We start from the raw sequence: 20,430 nt of genomic DNA, 5'->3' as shown, positions 1-20,430 counted from the left end.
GTTGTGAGATTTTTTCTCGCGACCCCTTTTTATTTTTGATCGTTTTTACCCCTACAAAACGACTGGCTCTGGTTGGAATCTTCAGCGGATACCAAGGTCGGAATTGCCCCGTGAGTTTTGCTCCGCTTTGGAACCAGGCTGTGTGAAAACGAGCATGGTTGCCAAAGAGGTCGAGGCGCAATTGCGCGACAGCCCGGACCAACAAATCTCTCTCTCCGATCCTGATGCGCGCTCAACTACGAGCGGCCGAGGCACTGGAACGGTCTGAGTATCTGGCACACCTCGCGTGCGGTAGGTGCTTTGCTTTGTCGCGTTGCCCTTGATTCCAAAATGCTTCGCTTGGGAGAAGGAATGATGCCTCTCCCGGTCATTGCTAGCATTCACAGTTCCTTGCACGCACTGTCCGCTCGGCGAGGATCGACTTTAGACATGGAGCTACGTCGCGGCCGGGCCAAGGATCAGCTGTCAGTATCAACGCGAACTGGCACGCGGAGGCCGTTGCGCCGCTCAAATCGACTGATAGAGCTGCGCGCAGATACCCCTCAGCCAGCGATTCGCGGGATCGTTGTTATAGCGGGCGTGCCAGTACTGGTTGACGCTGACGGCCGGAAGAGTGATCGGGCATTCCAGCACGCGCAGGCCGGCGGTTTGTGCAAGCGTCTCTCCAATGTGCCTGGGTAAGGTCGCAATCAGGTCCGTCGTCGAGAGGATCCCGCCCAGTCCCAGAAAGCCGGACAGCGTAAGCGCCACCTTTCGTTGACGCCTCTGGTGCCTTAGCGATTCGTCGACCTGCGCGCCTGTCCCCGAGGAAATGGCCACGTGATTTTCTCCAAGGTAATGCTTGAGCGTGAAGCGCTGGCCTATACGCGGATGGTTCGGATTGGCCAGGCACAGCCAATCCTGCGAGTACAGTGTCTGGCGGTAGAAACCGGCCTCCAGGGTCGGCAGCAGCCCGATCGCCAGGTCGCATTCTCCGGACTGCAGTGCCTGCACCATGCTTGGATTGATCGGCACTGCTTCGAGGCGCACCAGTGGCGCAAGCGACCGAACATGAGAAAACAATCGGGGCAGAATGGTGATGTGACTGGCATCCGTCATGCTGATACGAAATTCACGTTGGGAGAGGGCTGGATCAAAGCGTGGCTCGGCTGCGGAAATATGGCGCAGGCGATCCAGAATCTCGCGAACCAGCGGAATCAGATCATCGATGCGCGGGGTCGGTTGCATGCCCTCCGGCGTGCGGACGAACAGGGGATCGTCCAATTGCTTGCGTAACCGCGCCAGCAAGATACTGATCGTGGATTGTGTCTGCCCCAGTTGCTCGGCGGTGCGCGTCACGCTGCGCGTAGCGTACAGCGACTCGAGTACTTGCAAGAGGTTGGGGTTGAGCAGTCTGGTCTCGTCCACGTCTGCAGCAGCCATATTTGGCGTCCTTCTTATTATTTATAAAAAACAATACTGTCTATCGTAAACGTTGGATTTACAGCATGACGGCTCAATCCTACGATTCGTTGTGATGGATGCCAACTGGCATTCTTGACGGAGAACTTTTATGAGCGAGCGCTATGCCGTTATCGGCAATCCGATCTCACACAGCAAGTCCCCGCAAATCCAGGGCATGTTCGCCAAAGCGACGGGCCTGCAGATCGATTACACGACCATCGAAGGCGCGCTGGGGCAGTTTGTTCCGACCATCGATACGTTCCGCGCCAACGGCGGTCGTGGCCTGAACATCACCGCCCCGTTCAAACTCGACGCTTTTGCCTACGCCACTGAACTGTCCGAACGCGCGCGCCTGGCCGGTGCGGTCAATGCGATGAAGTTTGAAGGCGACCGTGTCATCGCCGAGAACTTCGACGGTGTTGGCCTGGTGCGTGACCTGGTGCACAACCTCAATCGCCCGTTGGCCGGCAAGCGTGTGCTGTTGCTGGGGGCGGGGGCGCTGCCCGTGGTGCGGTGTTGCCGTTTCTCGAGCAAAAGCCGGCGCAGTTGGTGATCTGCAATCGCACGGTATCCAAGGCGCAGGATTTGGTCGCCAAGGTCAGCGACCGCGGCAATGTTCTCGCGGTGGGTTACCAGGACCTCGCCGGGCAGCAGTTCGATGTGGTGGTTAATGCCACCTCCGCCAGCCTGCACAACGAGCTGCCACCGGTACCCGCGAGCGTCTTTGCCGAGGGTTGCCTGGCCTATGAATTGCTGTATGGCAAAGGTCTTACGCTCTTTCTGCGGTTTGCCCGCGATGCTGGTGTCAAGCAGCTGGCTGATGGCGTCGGCATGTTCGCCGAGCAGGCGGCCGAAGCCTTCACCTGGTGGAAAGGTGTAAGGCCCGACACCGCTGCCGTGATTCGCCAGCTGACGGTGCCGCTGAAGTAGTTTTCAGCCATTGCGTTACAAGGTCAAAAATCCAATTACAAGAGCAGACCGCCTTGAACATTCTCATGCTCCACGGTATTAACCACAACATGTTCGGCAAGCGCGACCCAGTCCACTACGGGACCATCACCCTCGCTGAAATCAACGCCAGCATTCAATCCCTGGCGCAACAACTCGACGTCCACGTCGACAGCTTCCAGACCAACTGCGAAGGGACGATGTGTGAGCGCATCCATCAAGCCCTGACCGACAAGGTCGACGCCGTGTTGATCAATGCCGGCGCCTGGACGCACTACAGTTATGGTATTCGCGACGCATTGGCCATTCTCACTATGCCGGTGATCGAACTGCACATGGCCAACATTCATGCGCGCGAAGCGTTTCGGCATCACTCGGTGTTCGCCGAAGTGGTGCGAGGACAGATCTGCGGTTTCGGGGTCAACAGTTATCTACTCGCCCTGCGTGCCGCCATCGCCGCGGTCCAGGACCTCAAGGCAGCCTAGGCTGCCACTCTCATTTCAATCGGGATTTATATAATGACTCAGGAATTTGCCGGAAAAGTCGTGGTGATCTCTGGTGGTAGCCGAGGCATCGGCTTTGGCATCGCCGCGGCATTCGCCGCCCGTGGAGCCCAGACGGTGTTGGCCGCCTCCAGCCAGGCGAACCTTGAAGCCGCCGCCGATACTATCGAGAAGAGTGGCGGGCTGCGTCCGGATTTCTATGCCGCCGACCTGCGTACGGGGGCTGGCTGCAGGACTGTGTTCGACGGCGTCAGTGCGCGCTTCGGGCGTTGTGACATCCTCGTGAACTCCGCCGGCGCCACCCGTGCCGGCGCCTTTCTGGAGCTTTCAGACGACGTCTGGCAAGACGGCTTCGCGCTGAAGTTTTTCGGCTGCGTGAACCTCTGCCGCTTGTTCTGGCCGCTGTTGACGACCACAGGCGGGCACGTCGTCAACATTATCGGCGGCGCGGCGCGTACCCCGGATCCAGGCTTTTTGATTGGTGGTTCGGTCAACGCCGCCATGCACAACTTTACCAAGGGCCTCTCGGGACAGGGCAAGCGCGATGGCGTCAACGTCAACGCTATCCTGCCGGGGCTGACCGGGACCGGTCGCGTCGAGCAGATCTTCAAGCAGCGTGCGGCGGGTAGCGGCAAGACCATCGACGAGGAGCGCGCGGCGCAGGTCGAGCGCGAAGGTCTCAATCGTCTGGGTACGCCCGAGGACGTCGCGGCACTGGCGGTGTTCCTGTGTTCCGAGAGTGCGCGGCATATCCAGGGTACGGCTATCGCTGTTGATGGCGGCGGTACCCCAGGGGTGTACTAAGGCCAGCGCCCGAGAGCGTTAACGAGGGAACAACATGCACGCGAAGTTCGAACAATTGGCCCAGTCACTGGCCACTGCATGGAATCAAGGAACAGCGATCACGCTGCCCGACAGCAACGTCGCGCCGGGTTCGCGAGCCGAGGCCTTTGCGATCCAGGATCGCATGGCCGAGATCCTCGGTGAGCCCTGCGTGGGTTGGAAAGTGGGCGCCGCAGTGCCGGCGGTACAGGTCATGGAGGGGCACGATGGGCCGATCCCAGGCCGGCTGTTGGCCAATCGGCACCACCGCACTCCGGCGCAACTGCCTTGGGGGCCGTTCGAAGGTTACAAGATCGAATGCGAGTTTGCCTTTCGTTTCTCCGCCAGGGTTGCCGCGCGCGAGCAGCCTTACAGCGAGGCAGAACTCAAGCCGCTACTGGTGCTGCATCCGGGGCTGGAGGTGGCGGGCCATCGATATGTCATGAACGGGCCTGGTCGCAAGGCTACCACCTACGATCTGATCGCCGACAACGGTGCCTGTGGCGCTTATATAGAGGCACCTGGGATCGAGCAATGGCAGGCACTGCATTTGGCGAATGTACCGATCGATGCGCGCATCGATGGTGGGGCCCCTATCCAGGTATTTCGCGGCGAGTATTATCGCGATCCGCTGGATATTCTGGTGGAAACCGTCAATGACCTCTCGCGGCGAGGTATCGACCTGCAGCCGGGAGACCTGATCACCACGGGCTCGTTGACCTTGCCGATGGTAATGAACAAGGGCCAGATCTTTGTCGCGCGATTTGGCGACCTGGCTACCGTGCAGTTGAGCTTCGTTTAACCTCCAACGCGTTGTCATCGCCAGCCAGTTGTGCACTGGCAGGAGCACAGCTGGCTGGCGATGACGCCTGCACACCCTCCGAGCTAGGGTCTAAATACTTGTAGGGGCGGCTTTTTGGTGCCCGTGGTTGTCGAGGTATTGATTAGCAAGTCCAGCAGTCCGGTCGCTTTCCAGCCGGCCACGGCGCATTGATGCTGCCAAGCGTGCAGGCAACCAAAAACCGCTGCCACTCTCACACGGCGGCAGCGGCTTTAAGGTGTTACTGGTTTACTTGCTATCAGGCAGCGCGTAAGCGATCACATAATCGCCGCGATCGGCCGACTGACGCGCACCACCCGCGGTGATGACAATGTACTGCTTGCCTGTTTTCGGCGACACAAACGTCATCGGGCCACCCTGGCTGCCCACGGGCAGCCGGGCTTTCCAGGCCTCTTCTCCGTTGGCGGAGTTGAAGGCGCGCAGGTAGTAGTCCTGTGTACCGGCGATGAACACCAGGCCGCCCTGGGTGGAGAGCGTACCACCCAGCGTCGGCATGCCGATCGGCAAAGGCAAATGCATCTTGATACCCATTGGGCCAGTGTCCTGAACGGTGCCAACCGGCACTTGCCACGCGACTTTCTGGGTTTTCATGTCGATCGCGGTCAGTGTGCCAAAGGGTGGTGCCTGGCAAGGGATACCGGCGACAGACAGGAAGCGGTTCTTGTTCACTGCATACGGGGTGCCTTTGAGCGGTACCGCTCCCATGCCGGTGTTCAGTGCTTCACCACCGGAAGAGGCCTTGGCATCTTTCTTCGCTGGAATCATCTGAATCCACAGGCCCAGACGCATGTCGTTGACGAAGATAAAACCGTGTACCGGGTCAGTCGAGATACTGCCCCAGTTCATCCCTCCCAGCGAACCGGGAAGCTCAGCGAGATATCGGTGCCTGGTGCGGTGTACAGCCCGTCGTAACGCATTTTCTTGAACGAGATACGGCAGAGCAGTTGATCGAACGGCGTCGCCCCCACATGTCCGACTCGGTCAGCGTCTGCGCACCGATCTCTGGCATGCCCACCGATTTCGGCTGAGTCAGCGAGTAAGGTTCGTTCGGGATATTCGACGCTTTGACCGGAACCTCTTCCACGTTGGTCAGCGGTTTACCGGTGGCGCGGTCAAGCACGAAGATCTGACCGGCTTTGGTGCCGATCACAACGGCGGGCACCTTGCTGCCGTCAGCTTTGGTGAAGTCGATCAGGCTTGGCTGCATGGGCAGGTCGAAGTCCCACAGGTCGTTGTGGACGGTTTGGTAGACCCACTTTTCTTCGCCAGTGGTTGCGTTCAGTGCAAGAACGGAAGCGCCGTACTTGTGGTTCAGTGCGGTACGTTCCACACCGTAGATGTCGGTGGACGAACTGCCCATTGGCAAGAACACGGTGTTCATCGCCGGGTCGTAGGACATCGGTGCCCAGCTGTTGGGCGTGCTGCGCACGTACGTGCTGCCGGCAGCCGGAGCCTGCTTGTCTTCGGGGTTTCCCGGGTCGAATGCCCAGCGCATCTCGCCGGTGACGACGTCGAAACCACGGATCACGCCACCTGGCATGTCGGTCTGGACGTTGTCGGCGACCCGGCCGCCTACGACCACGGTGGTCCCGGCCATCAGCGGTGCCGATGACAGCTGGTAATAGGAGTCAGGGACATTGCCCAGACCGGCTTTCAGATCAACCTGGCCATTGTTACCGAAGCCCTGGCAGAACTCCCCTGTGTCCGCGTCCACTGCGATCAGGCGCGCATCGATGGTGTTGGTCAGCAGACGGCGCTGGCAATTGGCGCCGGCCGGTACCGACACGGGCTTGACAGGTGTGCTGCCGTCGGCAAGCTGGGCGACCGCGGCGGTAGCGTCGAAGTAGGCGACACCGCGGCAACGTTGCCAAACACCTGTCTTGGCGTTTATCTCATTTTTCCACAGCTGTTTACCGGTGTCGGCATCCAGGGCGATGAGGTTGTTGTGCGGGGTGCAGATGAACACCTTGTCGCCAACCTGCAACGGAGTCATCTGATCTTCGGCGCCATTGCCGTCGCTGATCGCGATGTCCCCGGTGTGGTAGGTCCATGCCGGCACCAGCTTCGAGACGTTGCTACGGTTGATTTGGTCCAGCGCGGCGAAGCGGCCGCCACCTTCGTCGTTACCGTAGTGTTCCCAGTTTTTCTGGGCCTTGGCAGGGTCGACCTTTGTCAGGCCTGGGCCGTCACCGGTCGGCGAGACAGAGTCATGGGGTACGAACATACCGGCTCCACCTGCAACCATGGCGATTGCCAGCACACCGCTCAGAGCGTAGCCACTGCGACCGCTGGCCAGGCTATTGGCCTTGCGCAGGGGCGGGTAGACCAACGCGACCAACAGGCTCAGCACGCCCAAGGCGAACAAGCGAGAGATCAGTGGCCAGAAGTTCAGCCCGACATCGGCCAGCGCCCAAATCACGGTAAGCACCATCACCGCCGCGAACAGCCAAGCACCCTGTAGACGCTGCTTGAAGAGCAGTACGGCAGATACGATCAAACCAAAACCGGCGAGTAGGAAGTACCAGCTGCCACCAAGCGTGGCGAGGTAACCACCACCTGCCGCGAAGAGTAATCCAAATACCAGCACGCCAAAGGCGACGACCCAGATGGGCCAACGACTGACGGATGCCGAAGGTCGAGACTTAGTCATGTTGCATGATCCTACTGACGCATGAACGTTTGTGGGGAGGGTTAAGGGTAGTGAAGGCAACAGCCTTGGGAGCTGTTTCCGGGACAACAGTCGCAGGGGGGACTTTTCAAGGTCTGTGCATCGTCGCTGACAATACGGCCCAAGACGATGTACTCAGTGGAAGTCTGAAAATAGCTGTTAACTAATTAGTTAATTGCGCAACGATATCAAAAAAAACGGGCCCTGCGACAAATTGTCATTTTCCGAAAAGGAGAAACACTGTCGCGGAGATGGTAACAATCGAGAGGAAAGGCTCTAAACACTCGGGTGCGAGCTGGCGAAGCTTGCTTTCACCTTTACGGAGGTGAAAGCGAGCCTAGTCCACTCAGCGTGCCGCTGTGCGCAGGGCTGGCTTGGCTCTGCTGGTAAAGTGATCTGGCTAAAGTTTGAACCGCCCTACAATCTCATTCATCTCGACAGCTAGCCGCGATAACTCCTGGCTGGAATGCTCGGTTTTCACTGCACCTTCGCCTGAGCGGGCGGCCAGATGTCGAATGTTCAACAGATTGCGATCTACCTCGCGCGACACCTGTGCCTGTTCCTCGGTCGCGCTGGCGATGACAAGGTTTCGGTCATTGATCTCTGCGATTGCTGAAAATATGTTCTCGAGCATGCGTTCGCTTGTCTGAGTGCTTTCAAGGGTGCGCTGCGCTCGCTCGCTGTTTTTCGCAATGGACTGAACAGCCGTACTGCTACTCGTCTGAATGCTGCCCACCATTTCCTCGATTTCCAGTGTCGATTGTTGGGTTCTGTAGGCCAGCGTGCGTACTTCGTCGGCCACTACTGCAAATCCGCGTCCTGATTCACCCGCACGCGCCGCTTCGATTGCAGCGTTGAGAGCAAGCAGATTGGTTTGTTCAGAGACGGACCGAATGACGTCCAGCACCTTGCCGATGTCCCTGGTCTGGCTCGCGAGGCGCTGGATAACTTCGCCCGTGATTTGCACGTCAGTGTTCATCGAATCGATCTCGGTCCGTACTCGCCGAACCTGTTCACGGCTGTCATTGGCTAGACGATTTGATGCCGTTGCAGCCTCGGAAGTGGACACCGCATTACGTGATACCTCTTCAACCGCTGATGTCATCTCCGTGACCGCAGTGACGGCCATCTCAAGCTCTGCATGTTGTTGCTGCAAATCGCGCGAACTCTCCCGAGTGATGCCGTTGAGGTTGTGCGCAGCGTCAGAGACGAGCACTGCTGTTTTACTGAGTTGGGAAAGGGTATCGCGCTGGCTTTTTTGCATGTTTGCCAACGAGGCAAACAGTTGACCAATCTCGTTGCGACTGACCGCTGTTATCGGCTGGCTGAGGTCCCCGCGAGCCATTTCATTGAAACGCTCACCGGCTTGGCGTAAAGGCAGCAATACCCGATTGGAAATGAACACCCAACAGGCTATCGCGAGCAAAAGCGTCAGAATTAACAGAGCCCCGGTGGCCAGTTCCGCCTGATGGATGCGTTGGCGGGAATCAGCCATGGTCTGCGCGATATGAGATGTGATGAGCGCGGTAAGCGCATCACGAACTTGTCCATAACGTTGACCTAGCGTCTTGGCGCCGTCGTTCATCCTTGAGTATTCGACCAAGTCTCCTAGTCGGGTGCTGTTTATTTGTTGCTGCACGACCTTTGCGTATTCAGAGAAGACTTGTTCCAGCTCGCGCCCGGCGGCAATCAATTGCGGATCGGTCAGTGTGGGTATGATTTCGCTGATCAGCTTTTGGGCGTTGTTCAGACGCTCCTTGGCGGCGGCGACGCCTTGATCAGCCGATTCGGTACGCCCCGCAAGTCGATCAAGCAATGAGCTGTGGCTGGTAGCGCTGGCACGCGTCACCCAAATCGCAGCATTGTTGAGCTTGTCCAGCTGAATGGCCGTCAGCAGGTTAAGGTCGCGAATTTGTTCATCGCTTGTTCGAGCGCCGTAAAATCCATTGAGACTGGCAAGCAGCAAAGCAAATACAAAAGCGATCAGTACGCCGATCATGCCAGTCCGGACTTTCAAATGAGTCAACATTGTCCCGTGCTCCTGCACAGTTGTTTTAATTGTTCGGGGCGTCGCTTAAATAGACCTGCGGATGCAGATGTCAGGACTGCGGTGCATTTATTTAGACAGGCGGGCCTTCAGCGCCGCATTCACCACGTAAGCGTTGGCCATGTCCCATGACTGGGATGGATACCCTGGTCGACGCTCAACCACGTGCAGGCAAAATCCATCTGTACCGACAGGAACGAAGGCTTGTAAGAGCTCGCTATCACCTTGCCGGTCATAGGCCGCATTCAGTTTGCGCAAGCTGTTGGTTTTATCCTCGCTCAAGGCGAAGCGGGCGCGCAGGTCGTCGTAGTAATGAGCCGACAGAACCAGTGGTGGCTGACTGTCGCCGCCAATGGCCATTAGCGCTTTCTGTAGGTCCGGGACGGCAATGGTCAGGCGGGTAAAGCGGCGGTCCTTGCTGGCGTTTGCTACCAGCGTGGTATCGTGAATGGAGGTTTCCAGCTCGATGGCGCAGACATCGCTGAAGAGGGTCCGGCCACGTATCACACCCTCGGGATCGTGCTTGAGGATCGGTGTTTGGCGCTGCATGGCGAAGCGTCTGCGGTATTCGGTGCTGAAGGTTTCCAATTCACCGGCCGGAACCGCCTGCGCTACTGCCTCCGTGCTCCATGGTCCAATCAAATCCAGGACATGTTGCAACTCGTTCGCCTCAGGGAATTCGCTGATTAACGAGTAAGGAGACAATTCACGCGAAGGCTCCGGTGCTTTGAGAGTTGGCGAGGAGGGTTCACCGCGAGCCAGGCGCCGCTCTTGCACACGTTCCTCTAGCCATAGGAGAGAGGCCTTGGCGCCACGTGCAGTCGACTCTGCTGGAGCGCCGCGGTATTCGTCGCTGAATATTTCCAGCGATAAAGGACCTTGGTAGCCGGTTTGTAAAACGGTATCGGTAAAGCCGACCATGTCTAATTGACCGAGGCCGGGCAGGGTTCGCAATGGACGGGTATAGAGGGGAGGCGAACCGACTTCGAACGGGGCATCGGACAGCTGAAAGTAGAAGATCCGCTCACCGGGGATTTCACTGATGGCGCTGTAGTCATCGCGCAGTGCAAGCGTATGGTAGCTGTCCAGAATCAGTCCGAGATTGTGCTGATCGGCGCGTTGCACCGCCTCCCAGGCATGGCTCCAGCGATTGCAGTGAGTGCCCCATGACAACGATTCGAAGCCGATTCGCAGTTGCCGCCGAGCTGCACGTTGTGCAAGTTCAGCCAACTGGTCAGCGATCAATTGGCGATCACCCAGTGCATCGGCTTGCGCGTTTGAGCAGACCCCCATCAAGTCGATGCCGAGTTCTTGCATGACGTCGAATTTGTATTCCGCTCGATCGAGGTTGCGTGCCAGCTGCGCGGCCGATACGCCTTCGAAATCACGCAGGGGCTGATAGATGTCCAGCCTCAGGTTCAATTGCGACGCATGTTCGCGTATTTCGGCAAGGCTGAGGTCGCATTGAATCAGGTCGTTTTCGAATAACTCAATGGCGTCGAAACCGGCATGGGCTGCGGCTTTCATTTTTTCTGGCAGGCTACCGGACAGAACCATTGTTGCGATTGAATGGCGCATAGAGTCTCCGTACGACGGCCATGACGGCGTCGTATTATTTATTGTGTTTGAATCTACCGCTGGGTCGTTCTGGAGCGAATCAACCAGGTGTCTGGAGATTTTGAGCGACCAGACTCCGGCAGATGTTCTGCGTGGTGCGCTGGATATGCTGGGCCAAAAGGGCGCATGCCAGGTCGGCGTTACGTTCCTTGGTGGCAGCAACGATGGCCGCATGTTCGCCGTTCACATCCCGGTCAAAAGGGTTCTTGGCAAGGAACATGCGACGGTAACGATCGTTCAGGTCGTGCAGCGTGTTGCAATGATTGAGCAGTAGCGGCATGTCGCAGCCTTCAAGCAACTTCAGATGAAAGTCACGATGAGCATTTTCCCAGGCTTCCTGGCGACCGGCGACGGCCTGGTCGCTGCGCTTGATTTCGCGAAGGGCGGCTTCGGCCTGGCATACACCGTCGAGCCAGGCTTGATCGCCCTTACTAATCGCTTCGCGTAACGCCAGGCTTTCGGAGTGCACCCGCAGCTTCGCAATCTCCTGGAGGTTTGCTTCCGAAACCGGGATAACCCGATAGCCGCGGTTGTCCTCGATGAGGACAAGGCCTTCAGCACCCAGCCGGGAAAGGGCCTCGCGCAGTGGGCTGCGACTGATGGTCAAACCCAGCTTTTCGCGCAGTGCATCCAGGCGCAGCTTGCTACCCGGGGCCAACTCACCGGTCATGATCGCCATACGCAGACGCTTGACCAGGGAGGTGGCATGGGTAGTTGCGCTGTCTTCCTGCGCGTGCAGGTTCTCTTCCATCAACATCTCGTTCACTGCAAAGGCCTCTGACCCAATCACTCGAGAGACGGCAAACATTGCCGTCTCGATACGCCCTATCATCCGCGATGTCTGGCGGCCTGTCAGCTATTCGCCGACAGGCTCAGACATCACTCGCTCAACGCAGCCATCGCAGCAGCCTTGGCAGCGGGGGTTGCCTCTGGCACCTGCACATCGGGTGTCGCGTACTTGTGGAAACTCTCCGGTACGCCAAGGCCCCACGCGGTGGAGCGGCCTTTGACTTCGGTGCCCCACTTCACAGGTTCCCAATCGGGAGTGAAGATGTGAATGCCGCCGGAGAAGACTTCAATGCGGTTGCCGCCCGGTTCGTACACGTACAGAAAGAAACCTTGGGTACGCGAATGCTTGGCCGGGCCGAACTCGATGTGGACGTCGTTCTCCATGAAGATATCTGCAGCGCGCAATACGTCTTCACGATTTTCAACGGCATAGGCCAAGTGATGGAGTCGACCGCTGGCAGTCGGGCTTGGCTCCTTGGTGATGGCCAAGTCATGGGCCTTGTTCATCAGGCTCATCCAGGCACCGACTTCTTCGCCTTGGCCGCCCGGGATCAAATGCTCGCGCAATTTGAAGCCCATGGTCTGGTCGGCGAATTCGCGCGTCTTGACCACATCCTGAGTCAGAATGTTGATGTGATCGATGCGTGCAGCCGCCACGCCGCGGCCGCTGAATTTTTGCGGCTGGTTGGGCAGGTACGGCTTCTTGTCCGCGGTCGGCACATACTTTTCGGCCTCGTAATAGACCTCCATACGGTGCCCGCTCGGTGCGATAAAGCTGTAGGCAGCGCCATGACCGACGTCGCCATCAATCCATTTTCCTTCAACACCGTAGGCTTTCAGTGCCGCGACACGACGCTCCAGTGCCTGCGGGCTCATGACGCGCCAGCCAATGTGCGCGGCGCCTGCTTGTCGAGCCTGGGTCAGTTTCAGCGAGGTGAGATCGTGGTCGCCCCACGCTCGCAGGTAAGCCGAGTCGCCCTGGGTAGTGACCAGATCCAGGCCGTAAACTTCAGTGAAGAAGCGCACGCTGGCGGCCAGGTCAGGCGTATTGAGCTCGACATGACCGAGGTTCGAGACGTCATAAAGAGGTTCAGGATGAAACTTGCTGGTTTTGTTCATGGATTCAACTCACCTTTTTTATTGTTCAAGTTCAACGACGAAGCAGGTCCAGAGCCACGTCGACGATCATGTCTTCCTGCCCCCCAACCATGCGGCGCTTGCCCAGTTCAACGAGGATATCGACAGTCTTGAGGCCGTATTTGGCGGCTGCGACTTCAGCGTGTCGCAGGAAGCTTGAATAGACCCCGGCATATCCCAGCGCCAGGCTTTCGCGATCAACCCGTACCGGGCGATCCTGCAAGGGACGGACGATGTCATCGGCGGCGTCCATCAGGGTGTAGAGGTCCGTACCGTGGTTCCATCCGAGGCGCTCGGCTGCAGCGATAAAGACTTCCAGTGGGGCGTTGCCCGCACCGGCACCCATACCGGCAAGGCTGGCATCAATGCGGTCACAACCTTCTTCCACCGCAGTGATCGAGTTGGCGACACCCAGCGACAGGTTGTGGTGCGCGTGCATGCCGGTTTCAGTTTCAGCCTTAAGCACAGCCTTGAACGCGCGGAAGCGCTCGCGAATGTCCTGCATGTTCATCGCGCCGCCAGAGTCGGCCATGTACACGCAGGTGGCGCCATAGCTCTCCATCAGCTTCGCCTGTTTAGCCAGTTCTTCCGGTGCGAGCATATGGCTCATCATCAGGAAGCCGACGGTATCCATGCCCAGTTCGCGAGCGTACTCGATATGCTGGCGGGACACGTCTGCTTCCGTGCAGTGAGTGGCGACTCGAACGACGCGGGCGCCAGCGTTGTAGGCCGCCTTGAGGTCGTGAACCGTACCGATACCGGGCAACAGCAGCGTGGTGATTTTGGCGTGGCTTATGACGTCCGCAACGGCTTCGATGTATTCCAGATCCGAGTGCGCTGAAAAACCATAGTTGAAGCTCGAACCTTGCAAACCGTCGCCGTGTGCGACTTCGATGGCGTCGACTTTTGCCTTGTCCAGTGCGCGAGCAATGTCCTGAACATTCTTGATCGAATACTGGTGGCGGATGGCATGGCTGCCGTCGCGCAGGGTGACGTCGGAAATGTAGAGCTTTTTCTTGATGTCCATGCGTCAGGCCTCGACTGCGTTCAGGCGGGTGGCGGCAATGCGTTCGGCACACGCCATGGCGGCCGACGTCATGATGTCCAGGTTGCCGGCGTAGGCGGGCAGGTAATGCGCTGCGCCTTCCACTTCAAGGAACACCGAGGTTTTCAGGCCGCTCAGGTAGCCCAGACCCGGGACATTGACCGGCGCTTCAGGCGGGATCACTTCGAACTGCACGCTTTGTTTGAGGCGATAACCCGGCACGTAGCTCTGCACGCTCGACACCATGTCGAGAATCGAGCGTTCGATTTCATCCTGATCAGCCAATTCGGACAGCACAAATACAGTGTCGCGCATGATTAGCGGCGGCTCGGCCGGGTTAAGTACAATGATCGCCTTGCCGCGGGTGGCACCACCGAGTTTCTCGATGGCGGCGGTGGTGGTTTCGGTGAACTCGTCGATATTGGCTCGAGTCCCCGGACCTGCCGACTTGCTGGAGATCGAGGCAACGATTTCTCCATAGTGAACCTTGGCTACGCGCGATATCGCAGCGACGATCGGAATCGTGGCTTGACCGCCGCAGGTGACCATATTCAGGTTGCTGGCATCGAGCTCCGAATCCAGGTTGATCGCTGGAATCACGTAGGGGCCGATGGCTGCGGGCGTCAGGTCGATGACCTTGATGCCGTGGGGTTGAAGCAAGGCATTGTGGTGGGCATGGGCGCCGGCGGAAGTGGCGTCGAACACGATTCTGATGTCCTTGAAGCCTTCCATCGCCAGCAAGCCTTCAATGCCCCCCGCGGTAGTTGCGACGCCCATGCGCTCGGCGCGGGCCAAGCCATCGGAGGCCGGGTCGATACCCACCATGGCACCCATTTCCAGGTGCTTGCCATGACGCAGGATTTTGATCATCAAATCGGTGCCGATGTTGCCGGAACCAATGATGGCGACTTTTACAGGCTTGCTCATCTTATTGTCCTTCTTGTGCTGTGCGTTGCCGCGTCGGGATCGTAGCTATTGGCTCGCCTTGCTGCGTCGCTCGCGGATAGTTTCGCCACCGGCGGCCCACAGGTTGTCCGGGTATTCCTGAACCAGGACGCGAACGCTTTCCAGCGGAGCATCCAGGCTTTGCGCGATGGCTTGGGAGACGCTGGCGATCAACGCCTGCTTCTTCTCGTCGCTGCGGCCTTCGATGATGTTGATGATGGCGATAGGCATGACTTACTCCTGAACGTGGAAACCGATAGAACCCAAGTTCTGCATTTCCAGGCGAACGTAGGTGCCCGGTAGCAGCCACTCGGCCGCGGTAGCGGCGCCGGCCATGACGATGGAGCCAGCCTGCAGCGGGATGCCTGCTTCAGCGGCCAAGCGTGCAGCCGCCACCAGTGCGCGCACCGGATTGCCAAGAATCGCCGCACTGGAGCCAACGTGTTGAACCTTGCCGTCGAAACTCATGACCATGCCCAGGTTGCTCAGATCAGTGTCAGGAGCATGCCAGTTGCCGATCACGAATCCTGACGACGAGGCGTTGTCGGCAATCACGTCAGGCAGTGAGAACTTGAAGTCTTTGTAACGCGAATCAATGATCTCCAGAGCGGGGGCCACCGCCTCGACCGCTGCCAGCGCTTCGCTGGCACTCACGTCGCCAGCCAAGGGGGCCTTGAGCAGGAAAGCAATTTCAGGCTCGACCCGCGGGTGGACGTAATCGGACAGTTTCAGCGTTGTACCTTCCTCGACCCGCATATCACTGGTCAGGCGGCCCCAGATCACGTCGTCGATACCCATCTGAATCATCTTGGCGCGGCTGGTAAAACCCATCTTCACGCCGACCAGTTTCTCCCCGCGTTCGACGCGATGAGCAATGTTGGCTTCCTGGATTTGGTAGGCCTGTTCCAGGCTCATCACCGACTCGGGATCGATCTGTTGGGTGGCTGTTGCGGTGCGAGCGGCCTCGTCGAGGCGCGCGGCGAATTCTGCGATGTTGCTCATGCTGATACCTCTTGTGCAGTGCCAAACACGGCGGTGACCGAGCCCAGACCGTTGATGCGTGCCTCGACGATATCGCCTGGTTTTACTTCGACCATCGGCCCAAGGGCGCCAGACAGCACCAAATCACCCGCGCGCAACGGCTGGCCCACTTCGACCATTTTTCGTGCCAGCCATACCACTGCGTTTAACGGGTTACCAAGGCAGGCTTTACCGACCCCGGTGGAGACCGGCTCGCCACGACGTTCCATGACCATGCCGCACAGGTCGAGGTTGATGTCCTTGACGCTCCGGGGAGTGGCGCCCAACACGTAGGCACCCGAAGAGGCGTTGTCGGCGACGGTGTCGACAATGCGGATGTTCCACTTGTCGATGCGGCTGCCGACTATTTCAATCGCGGGCAAGGCGTAGTCGATGGCATTGAACACATCGACCAAGCCAGGGTTTGGCATGTCCAGATTGCTTTTGAGGACAAAGGCGATTTCTGCTTCAACCTTGGGTTGATGCAAAGAGCCCCAGGCAATCACTTCACCACTGCCATAACCCATGTCATCGAACAGGGCGCCGAAATCAGGCTGATCCACGCCCAGTTGCTTCTGTACCACTTTCGACGTCAGGCCGATTTTTCGGCCGACGATGCGTCGCCCTTTGGCCAACTGACGATCAGTGTTGATCTGTTGAATCGCATAAGCATCTTCGATGCTAAATGCGGGTTGGATATCACGCAGAGGCGTTATCCATTCACCGCTTTGAGCTGCCTGGTCAAGCAAGTCAGCCGCAGCCTGCACATTCGAATTGTTCATGGCTACGCTCCTCAGGTTGGGTAGACAACTGGCTCTTCACGAGCAGCGACACGGACCAGAAGGTCGGCGCCACGGTTTGCCGCTGGCAGCCCCGGAACAGGAAACAGAGGCTGATAGTGGCTTGCAATTCTTCCCAGCTGGCGCCGCAACGGCGAGCGGCCAGGCAATGGGTTTCGGCCGCATCGTTGCCATCCATCAGCAGCATCCCGAACAGAATGATCTGGACCATTTTCGGATCCAGATGCGGCGTATCCATTGCGTGACTGCGCATGGCTTCTTGCAGCTTGACCAGTTCGGGGTCGAGCACACCTGTTGTACCGAAACGCGCCTGAATGCGTGGCGGAACGTAACCCAGCAGATCGCTGTAGGCCGGTCCGAAGGTTTCCAATGAGTGTTTCTGAAGCGCGGGATCCAGGCCTGCCGACCGGGTAATCGCGCTGAGATCGACGGGAGCTTTCGACATGTTAAGCGTTCCTGTTTGGTTTCTTGTTTGTTTTGCATGCAAATTGATTGATCAAACCCTAAGCTTTCTCTTCGATAGCGTCAAGAAAATGCATGCAAAATTTCATAAGAAAAAATAATCGGATCCATATTTCGAGTTTATTGCTGATTTAATTGGGATTTTTCGAGATTTTTGATTCAGTCTATTATTTTTTGCATGCAAAAATCGAAATGTTCGTTGACAGGTCTATTGGTCCTGCTTACCTTTCATCTCGCGGCGCTGTATGCAAAGCAGCGATTGAATGAATCCCGACAAATACAATTAACTACGGGTAGCGCTATGAACATCCTTCCTTGGGCCCTCTGCATCGAGTGCTCGCCATCATGATCAAGACTCGAATTGCGGTAGCCGGCGCTGGCTACATCGGTCAGGCGCATATGGCGGCATTGCTGCAAAGCCCTACATGCCAACTCGCCGCTGTCATCGACCCGTCACCCGCAGCCCAGGTGCTTGCCGCGCAGGCTGGTGTTGCGCTGTACGCCTCACTGGAAGAGATGATTGAAAAAGATCGTCCTGACGCAGTGGTACTCGCTACACCTAATCAACTGCACGTCGCTCATGCTGAGCTGTGCATGAGCGCCGGCTTGGACATGCTTCTGGAGAAGCCGATTGCTCCGACGGTAGAAGAAGGGCGTGCGCTGGTGCAGATGGCTGATGAGAAGGGCGCTCGAATTCTCATCGGTCATCACCGTGCACATAGTCCGATCATGGCCAAAGCACGCGAGGTGATTAAAAGCGGTGTGCTGGGGCGGCTTGTTTCAGTGATGGGCAGTGCGCTATTCGTCAAACCTGATCACTACTACGTGGATGCACCTTGGCGTCGAGAAGTTGGGGCAGGGCCCATCCTCCTCAACATGATTCACGAGGTGCATAACCTGCGGATGCTTTGTGGGGAAATCGTCGCCGTTCAGGCTTTCGCTTCCCATGCAGTTCGAGAGTTCCCGGTCGAAGACACCGTTGCGATCAACCTGCGATTCGCGAATGGGGCGTTGGGCACATTCATGTTGTCCGACACCGCCGCCTCACCGCGTAGCTGGGAGCAAACCTCCCAGGAAAACACGGCCTATCCCACCCACGAAGATGAGGACTGCTACGTGGTCTCCGGGACCGACGGCAGTCTTTCAATTCCAACCATGCGTTTGAAAACCTATCCGCGGTCTGAGGAACGCTCTTGGTGGAAGCCATTTGAAGTCGGCGTTGTCGGCATGATCCGGCAAGACCCGATCATGCATCAGATGGAGCATTTCGGCGCCGTAGTCAGGGGCGAGGCTCAGCCATTGGTCAGCGCCCGCGATGGACTGCTTAACCTGGAAATCACCGACGCCATTGTCCGGGCTGCAAAGACCGGGCGCGTCATCGAAGTCAATCTGAGTTGATTGAGGAACAAGCATGAAAGTCTTGATGCTCCACGGTGTAAATCACAACATGTTCGGCAAGCGTGATCCGAAGCAATACGGAACAATCACCTTGAACGAAATTGACGCCAGCTTGCGCTCGCTGGGTGAAGAGTTGGGCGTCACGGTTGAAAGTTTTCAGACCAATAGTGAGGGTGAAATGTGCGAGCGCATTCACCAGGGCTATTTCGATGGTGTGGATGCAGTACTTATCAACGCAGGTGCCTGGACTCATTACAGTTACGGCATCCGTGACGCATTGGCGATCCTTACGGTGCCAGTGGTCGAGATCCATATGTCCAATATCCATGCCCGCGAGGAGTTCCGTCATCACTCGGTATTTGGCCAGATCGTGACAGGGCAAATCTGTGGCTTTGGTGCAGACAGCTATTTGCTCGGTTTACGAGCAGGTGTAAGCGCAGCAAAAGCCAAGGCTTGAAATCAACGAAATAGCTTATTGGCGACTGCTTTGAAGGGTCGCTAGTACTCTGTATCCGATAACAATAATAACGGTGATTACAATGAGTAATTCCACGGTCCAAGAGCCCAATAGCACAACGCAATCGAAGAAAGCGGCCGCCAGCGGCTGGATTGGTTCTGCATTGGAGTACTACGATTTTTTCATCTATGCCCAAGCGGCAGCGTTGATTTTTCCTCAGTTGTTTTTCCCCTCGACCGATCCTAAGGTTGCCATTGCGCTCTCGCTGGCGACGTACGGTGTCGGTTATCTGGCGCGACCAGTCGGTGCATTTTTCCTTGGTCACTGGGGCGATACCCGCGGTCGAAAAACCGTGCTGTTGCTGTGTATGTTCCTGATGGGCATCGCGACCATGGGTGTTGGCTTGTTGCCCACCTACAATCAGGTCGGGATTTGGGCTCCGATCGCTCTGGTGTTGCTCCGTCTGGTGCAGGGCTTCGCAGTGGCGGGGGAGATCTCGGGTGCCAGTTCGATGATTCTCGAGCATGCGCCATTCGGGCGACGAGGGTACTTTGCAAGTTTCACCTTGCAAGGCGTCCAATTCGGGCAAGTACTTGCCGCCGCAGTCTTCCTGCCTCTGGCCTATTTCATGTCTGCTGAGGACTTCAACTCATGGGGCTGGCGTATACCGTTCCTGATGAGTGCCGGTGTGCTGATCGCCGGGTATTTCATCCGCCGTGGCGTGAGTGAGACCCCGGTGTTTATTGATGTCGAGGCACAAAACAAGATCACCCGTTCGCCTATCTCTGAGGCCTTCCGTTACAGCTGGAAAAGTATGCTGATCGTCGTCGGTATAGCACTGATGAACGTTATTCCAGTTGTCACTACGGTGTTCGGTGCGGTCTATGCGGTGCAGCCGGTCTACGGTGTCGGGTTTGATAAAAGCGTTTACTTGTGGATTCCGGTTTTCGGCAACATCGTCGCGGTCTTGATTATTCCTTTCGTGGGTAATCTGTCCGACAAAATTGGCCGGCGACCGATGATTATCGGTGGTGCTTTGGGGTCCGGGTTGCTCTCGTTTGGTTACCTGTATGCGATCAGCATTCATAATCTGCCGATGGCGTTTCTCATGTCCATGCTGATGTGGGGCATCGTCTACCAAGGCTACAACGCCATCTTCCCAAGCTTCTATCCGGAACAGTTCCCATCCCGTTATCGGTGTTCGGCCATGGCGATCGCGCAAAACGTCGGTACCTTGTTTACCGCCATGCTGCCCGCTGTTTTCACACTGGCGGCCCCGCCAGGCACTGAGAATATCCCTCTGGTCATCGGTTCAATCACTTTGGGTGTGACGTGTATCTCAGCTTTCGCCGCCTACTGTGCACCGGAAACTTATCGGGTCCCGATGCAGGACTTGGGGGCTGTCGATGCTCGGCCAGTATCCAAGCAGAGCTATGAAGAGGCTCGCTCAAGAGCGTTGAGTGGGGTTGAAACCGCCTGATATCCGTG

Annotated in this window: 17 protein-coding genes and 2 pseudogenes; 7 read left to right on the top strand and 12 right to left on the bottom strand. The window is 57.6% G+C overall.

The features are described 5' to 3' along the window. Window positions 1–507 precede the first annotated feature (507 nt). Window positions 508–1,422, bottom strand: coding sequence for a LysR family transcriptional regulator (locus JFV26_RS01690; RefSeq protein ID WP_201189171.1), 915 nt, complete (start codon window positions 1,420–1,422; stop codon window positions 508–510). A gap of 130 nt (window positions 1,423–1,552) precedes the next feature. On the opposite strand from JFV26_RS01690, the pseudogene aroE reads away from it, so the two are divergent. From aroE to JFV26_RS01670, 4 genes and pseudogenes are all read left to right on the top strand, one after another. Next, window positions 1,553–2,373: pseudogene (gene aroE, locus JFV26_RS01685) on the top strand (shikimate dehydrogenase). Window positions 2,374–2,426: 53 nt separating this feature from the next. Beyond that, on the top strand, window positions 2,427–2,876 hold the full coding sequence (gene aroQ, locus JFV26_RS01680; RefSeq protein WP_274610314.1) for a type II 3-dehydroquinate dehydratase: 450 nt from the start codon (window positions 2,427–2,429) through the stop codon (window positions 2,874–2,876). Window positions 2,877–2,909: 33 nt separating this feature from the next. Beyond that, complete coding sequence (locus JFV26_RS01675) at window positions 2,910–3,698, top strand: SDR family oxidoreductase (RefSeq protein WP_201189169.1); 789 nt, start codon at window positions 2,910–2,912, stop codon at window positions 3,696–3,698. A 34-nt stretch (window positions 3,699–3,732) separates the two neighbouring features. Continuing rightward, window positions 3,733–4,518 carry a 2-keto-4-pentenoate hydratase gene (locus JFV26_RS01670; protein ID WP_201189167.1) on the top strand — a complete coding sequence of 262 codons (786 nt, stop codon included), beginning with the start codon at window positions 3,733–3,735 and terminating at the stop codon, window positions 4,516–4,518. A gap of 267 nt (window positions 4,519–4,785) precedes the next feature. On the opposite strand, the pseudogene JFV26_RS01665 reads toward JFV26_RS01670, so the two are convergent. From JFV26_RS01665 to JFV26_RS01615, 11 genes and pseudogenes are all read right to left on the bottom strand, one after another. Next, a pseudogene (locus JFV26_RS01665) lies at window positions 4,786–6,784 on the bottom strand (membrane-bound PQQ-dependent dehydrogenase, glucose/quinate/shikimate family); the annotation flags it as partial. 841 nt (window positions 6,785–7,625) lie between these two features. After that, complete coding sequence (locus tag JFV26_RS01660; RefSeq protein WP_201189165.1) at window positions 7,626–9,254, bottom strand: methyl-accepting chemotaxis protein; 1,629 nt, start codon at window positions 9,252–9,254, stop codon at window positions 7,626–7,628. A gap of 87 nt (window positions 9,255–9,341) precedes the next feature. Next, window positions 9,342–10,850, bottom strand: coding sequence for a sugar phosphate isomerase/epimerase and 4-hydroxyphenylpyruvate domain-containing protein (locus JFV26_RS01655; RefSeq protein WP_201189163.1), 1,509 nt, complete (start codon window positions 10,848–10,850; stop codon window positions 9,342–9,344). A gap of 79 nt (window positions 10,851–10,929) precedes the next feature. Continuing rightward, window positions 10,930–11,646, bottom strand: coding sequence for a GntR family transcriptional regulator (locus tag JFV26_RS01650; protein ID WP_242487721.1), 717 nt, complete (start codon window positions 11,644–11,646; stop codon window positions 10,930–10,932). Between the two features lie 122 nt (window positions 11,647–11,768). Further along, window positions 11,769–12,797, bottom strand: a complete 1,029-nt coding sequence (locus tag JFV26_RS01645) for a catechol 2,3-dioxygenase (protein ID WP_201189161.1) — start codon at window positions 12,795–12,797, stop codon at window positions 11,769–11,771. Window positions 12,798–12,828: 31 nt separating this feature from the next. Beyond that, the gene (gene dmpG, locus JFV26_RS01640; RefSeq protein ID WP_201189159.1) at window positions 12,829–13,842 is read right to left on the bottom strand and encodes a 4-hydroxy-2-oxovalerate aldolase; all 1,014 of its coding nucleotides are present in this window, start codon (window positions 13,840–13,842) and stop codon (window positions 12,829–12,831) included. A 3-nt stretch (window positions 13,843–13,845) separates the two neighbouring features. Then, window positions 13,846–14,787 carry an acetaldehyde dehydrogenase (acetylating) gene (locus tag JFV26_RS01635; protein WP_201189157.1) on the bottom strand — a complete coding sequence of 314 codons (942 nt, stop codon included), beginning with the start codon at window positions 14,785–14,787 and terminating at the stop codon, window positions 13,846–13,848. Window positions 14,788–14,832: 45 nt separating this feature from the next. After that, window positions 14,833–15,036 carry a 2-hydroxymuconate tautomerase family protein gene (locus tag JFV26_RS01630; RefSeq protein WP_201189155.1) on the bottom strand — a complete coding sequence of 68 codons (204 nt, stop codon included), beginning with the start codon at window positions 15,034–15,036 and terminating at the stop codon, window positions 14,833–14,835. A 3-nt stretch (window positions 15,037–15,039) separates the two neighbouring features. Then, window positions 15,040–15,807, bottom strand: coding sequence for a 2-keto-4-pentenoate hydratase (locus JFV26_RS01625; RefSeq protein ID WP_201189153.1), 768 nt, complete (start codon window positions 15,805–15,807; stop codon window positions 15,040–15,042). Continuing rightward, window positions 15,804–16,607, bottom strand: coding sequence for a 2-keto-4-pentenoate hydratase (locus tag JFV26_RS01620; RefSeq protein WP_201189144.1), 804 nt, complete (start codon window positions 16,605–16,607; stop codon window positions 15,804–15,806). The genes JFV26_RS01625 and JFV26_RS01620 overlap by 4 nt, the downstream gene beginning before the upstream one ends. Beyond that, entirely contained in the window at window positions 16,576–17,070 is a 495-nt protein-coding gene (locus JFV26_RS01615) for a carboxymuconolactone decarboxylase family protein (protein ID WP_201189136.1), read from the bottom strand. The genes JFV26_RS01620 and JFV26_RS01615 overlap by 32 nt, the downstream gene beginning before the upstream one ends. A gap of 362 nt (window positions 17,071–17,432) precedes the next feature. On the opposite strand from JFV26_RS01615, the gene JFV26_RS01610 reads away from it, so the two are divergent. The 3 genes from JFV26_RS01610 to JFV26_RS01600 all read left to right on the top strand — a co-directional run bounded on the left by JFV26_RS01610 (window position 17,433) and on the right by JFV26_RS01600 (window position 20,422). After that, on the top strand, window positions 17,433–18,485 hold the full coding sequence (locus JFV26_RS01610; protein WP_201189134.1) for a Gfo/Idh/MocA family protein: 1,053 nt from the start codon (window positions 17,433–17,435) through the stop codon (window positions 18,483–18,485). A gap of 13 nt (window positions 18,486–18,498) precedes the next feature. Further along, window positions 18,499–18,942 (top strand): type II 3-dehydroquinate dehydratase, encoded by a 444-nt coding sequence (gene aroQ, locus JFV26_RS01605; protein ID WP_201189132.1) that lies wholly within the window; start codon window positions 18,499–18,501, stop codon window positions 18,940–18,942. Between the two features lie 82 nt (window positions 18,943–19,024). Further along, on the top strand, window positions 19,025–20,422 hold the full coding sequence (locus tag JFV26_RS01600) for an MFS transporter (protein WP_201189130.1): 1,398 nt from the start codon (window positions 19,025–19,027) through the stop codon (window positions 20,420–20,422). Window positions 20,423–20,430 lie beyond the last annotated feature (8 nt).

The organism is Pseudomonas sp. TH31, from assembly GCF_016650815.1.
Taxonomy (GTDB): Bacteria; Pseudomonadota; Gammaproteobacteria; order Pseudomonadales; family Pseudomonadaceae; genus Aquipseudomonas.
This window is presented reverse-complemented; position numbering and strand designations above follow the sequence as displayed.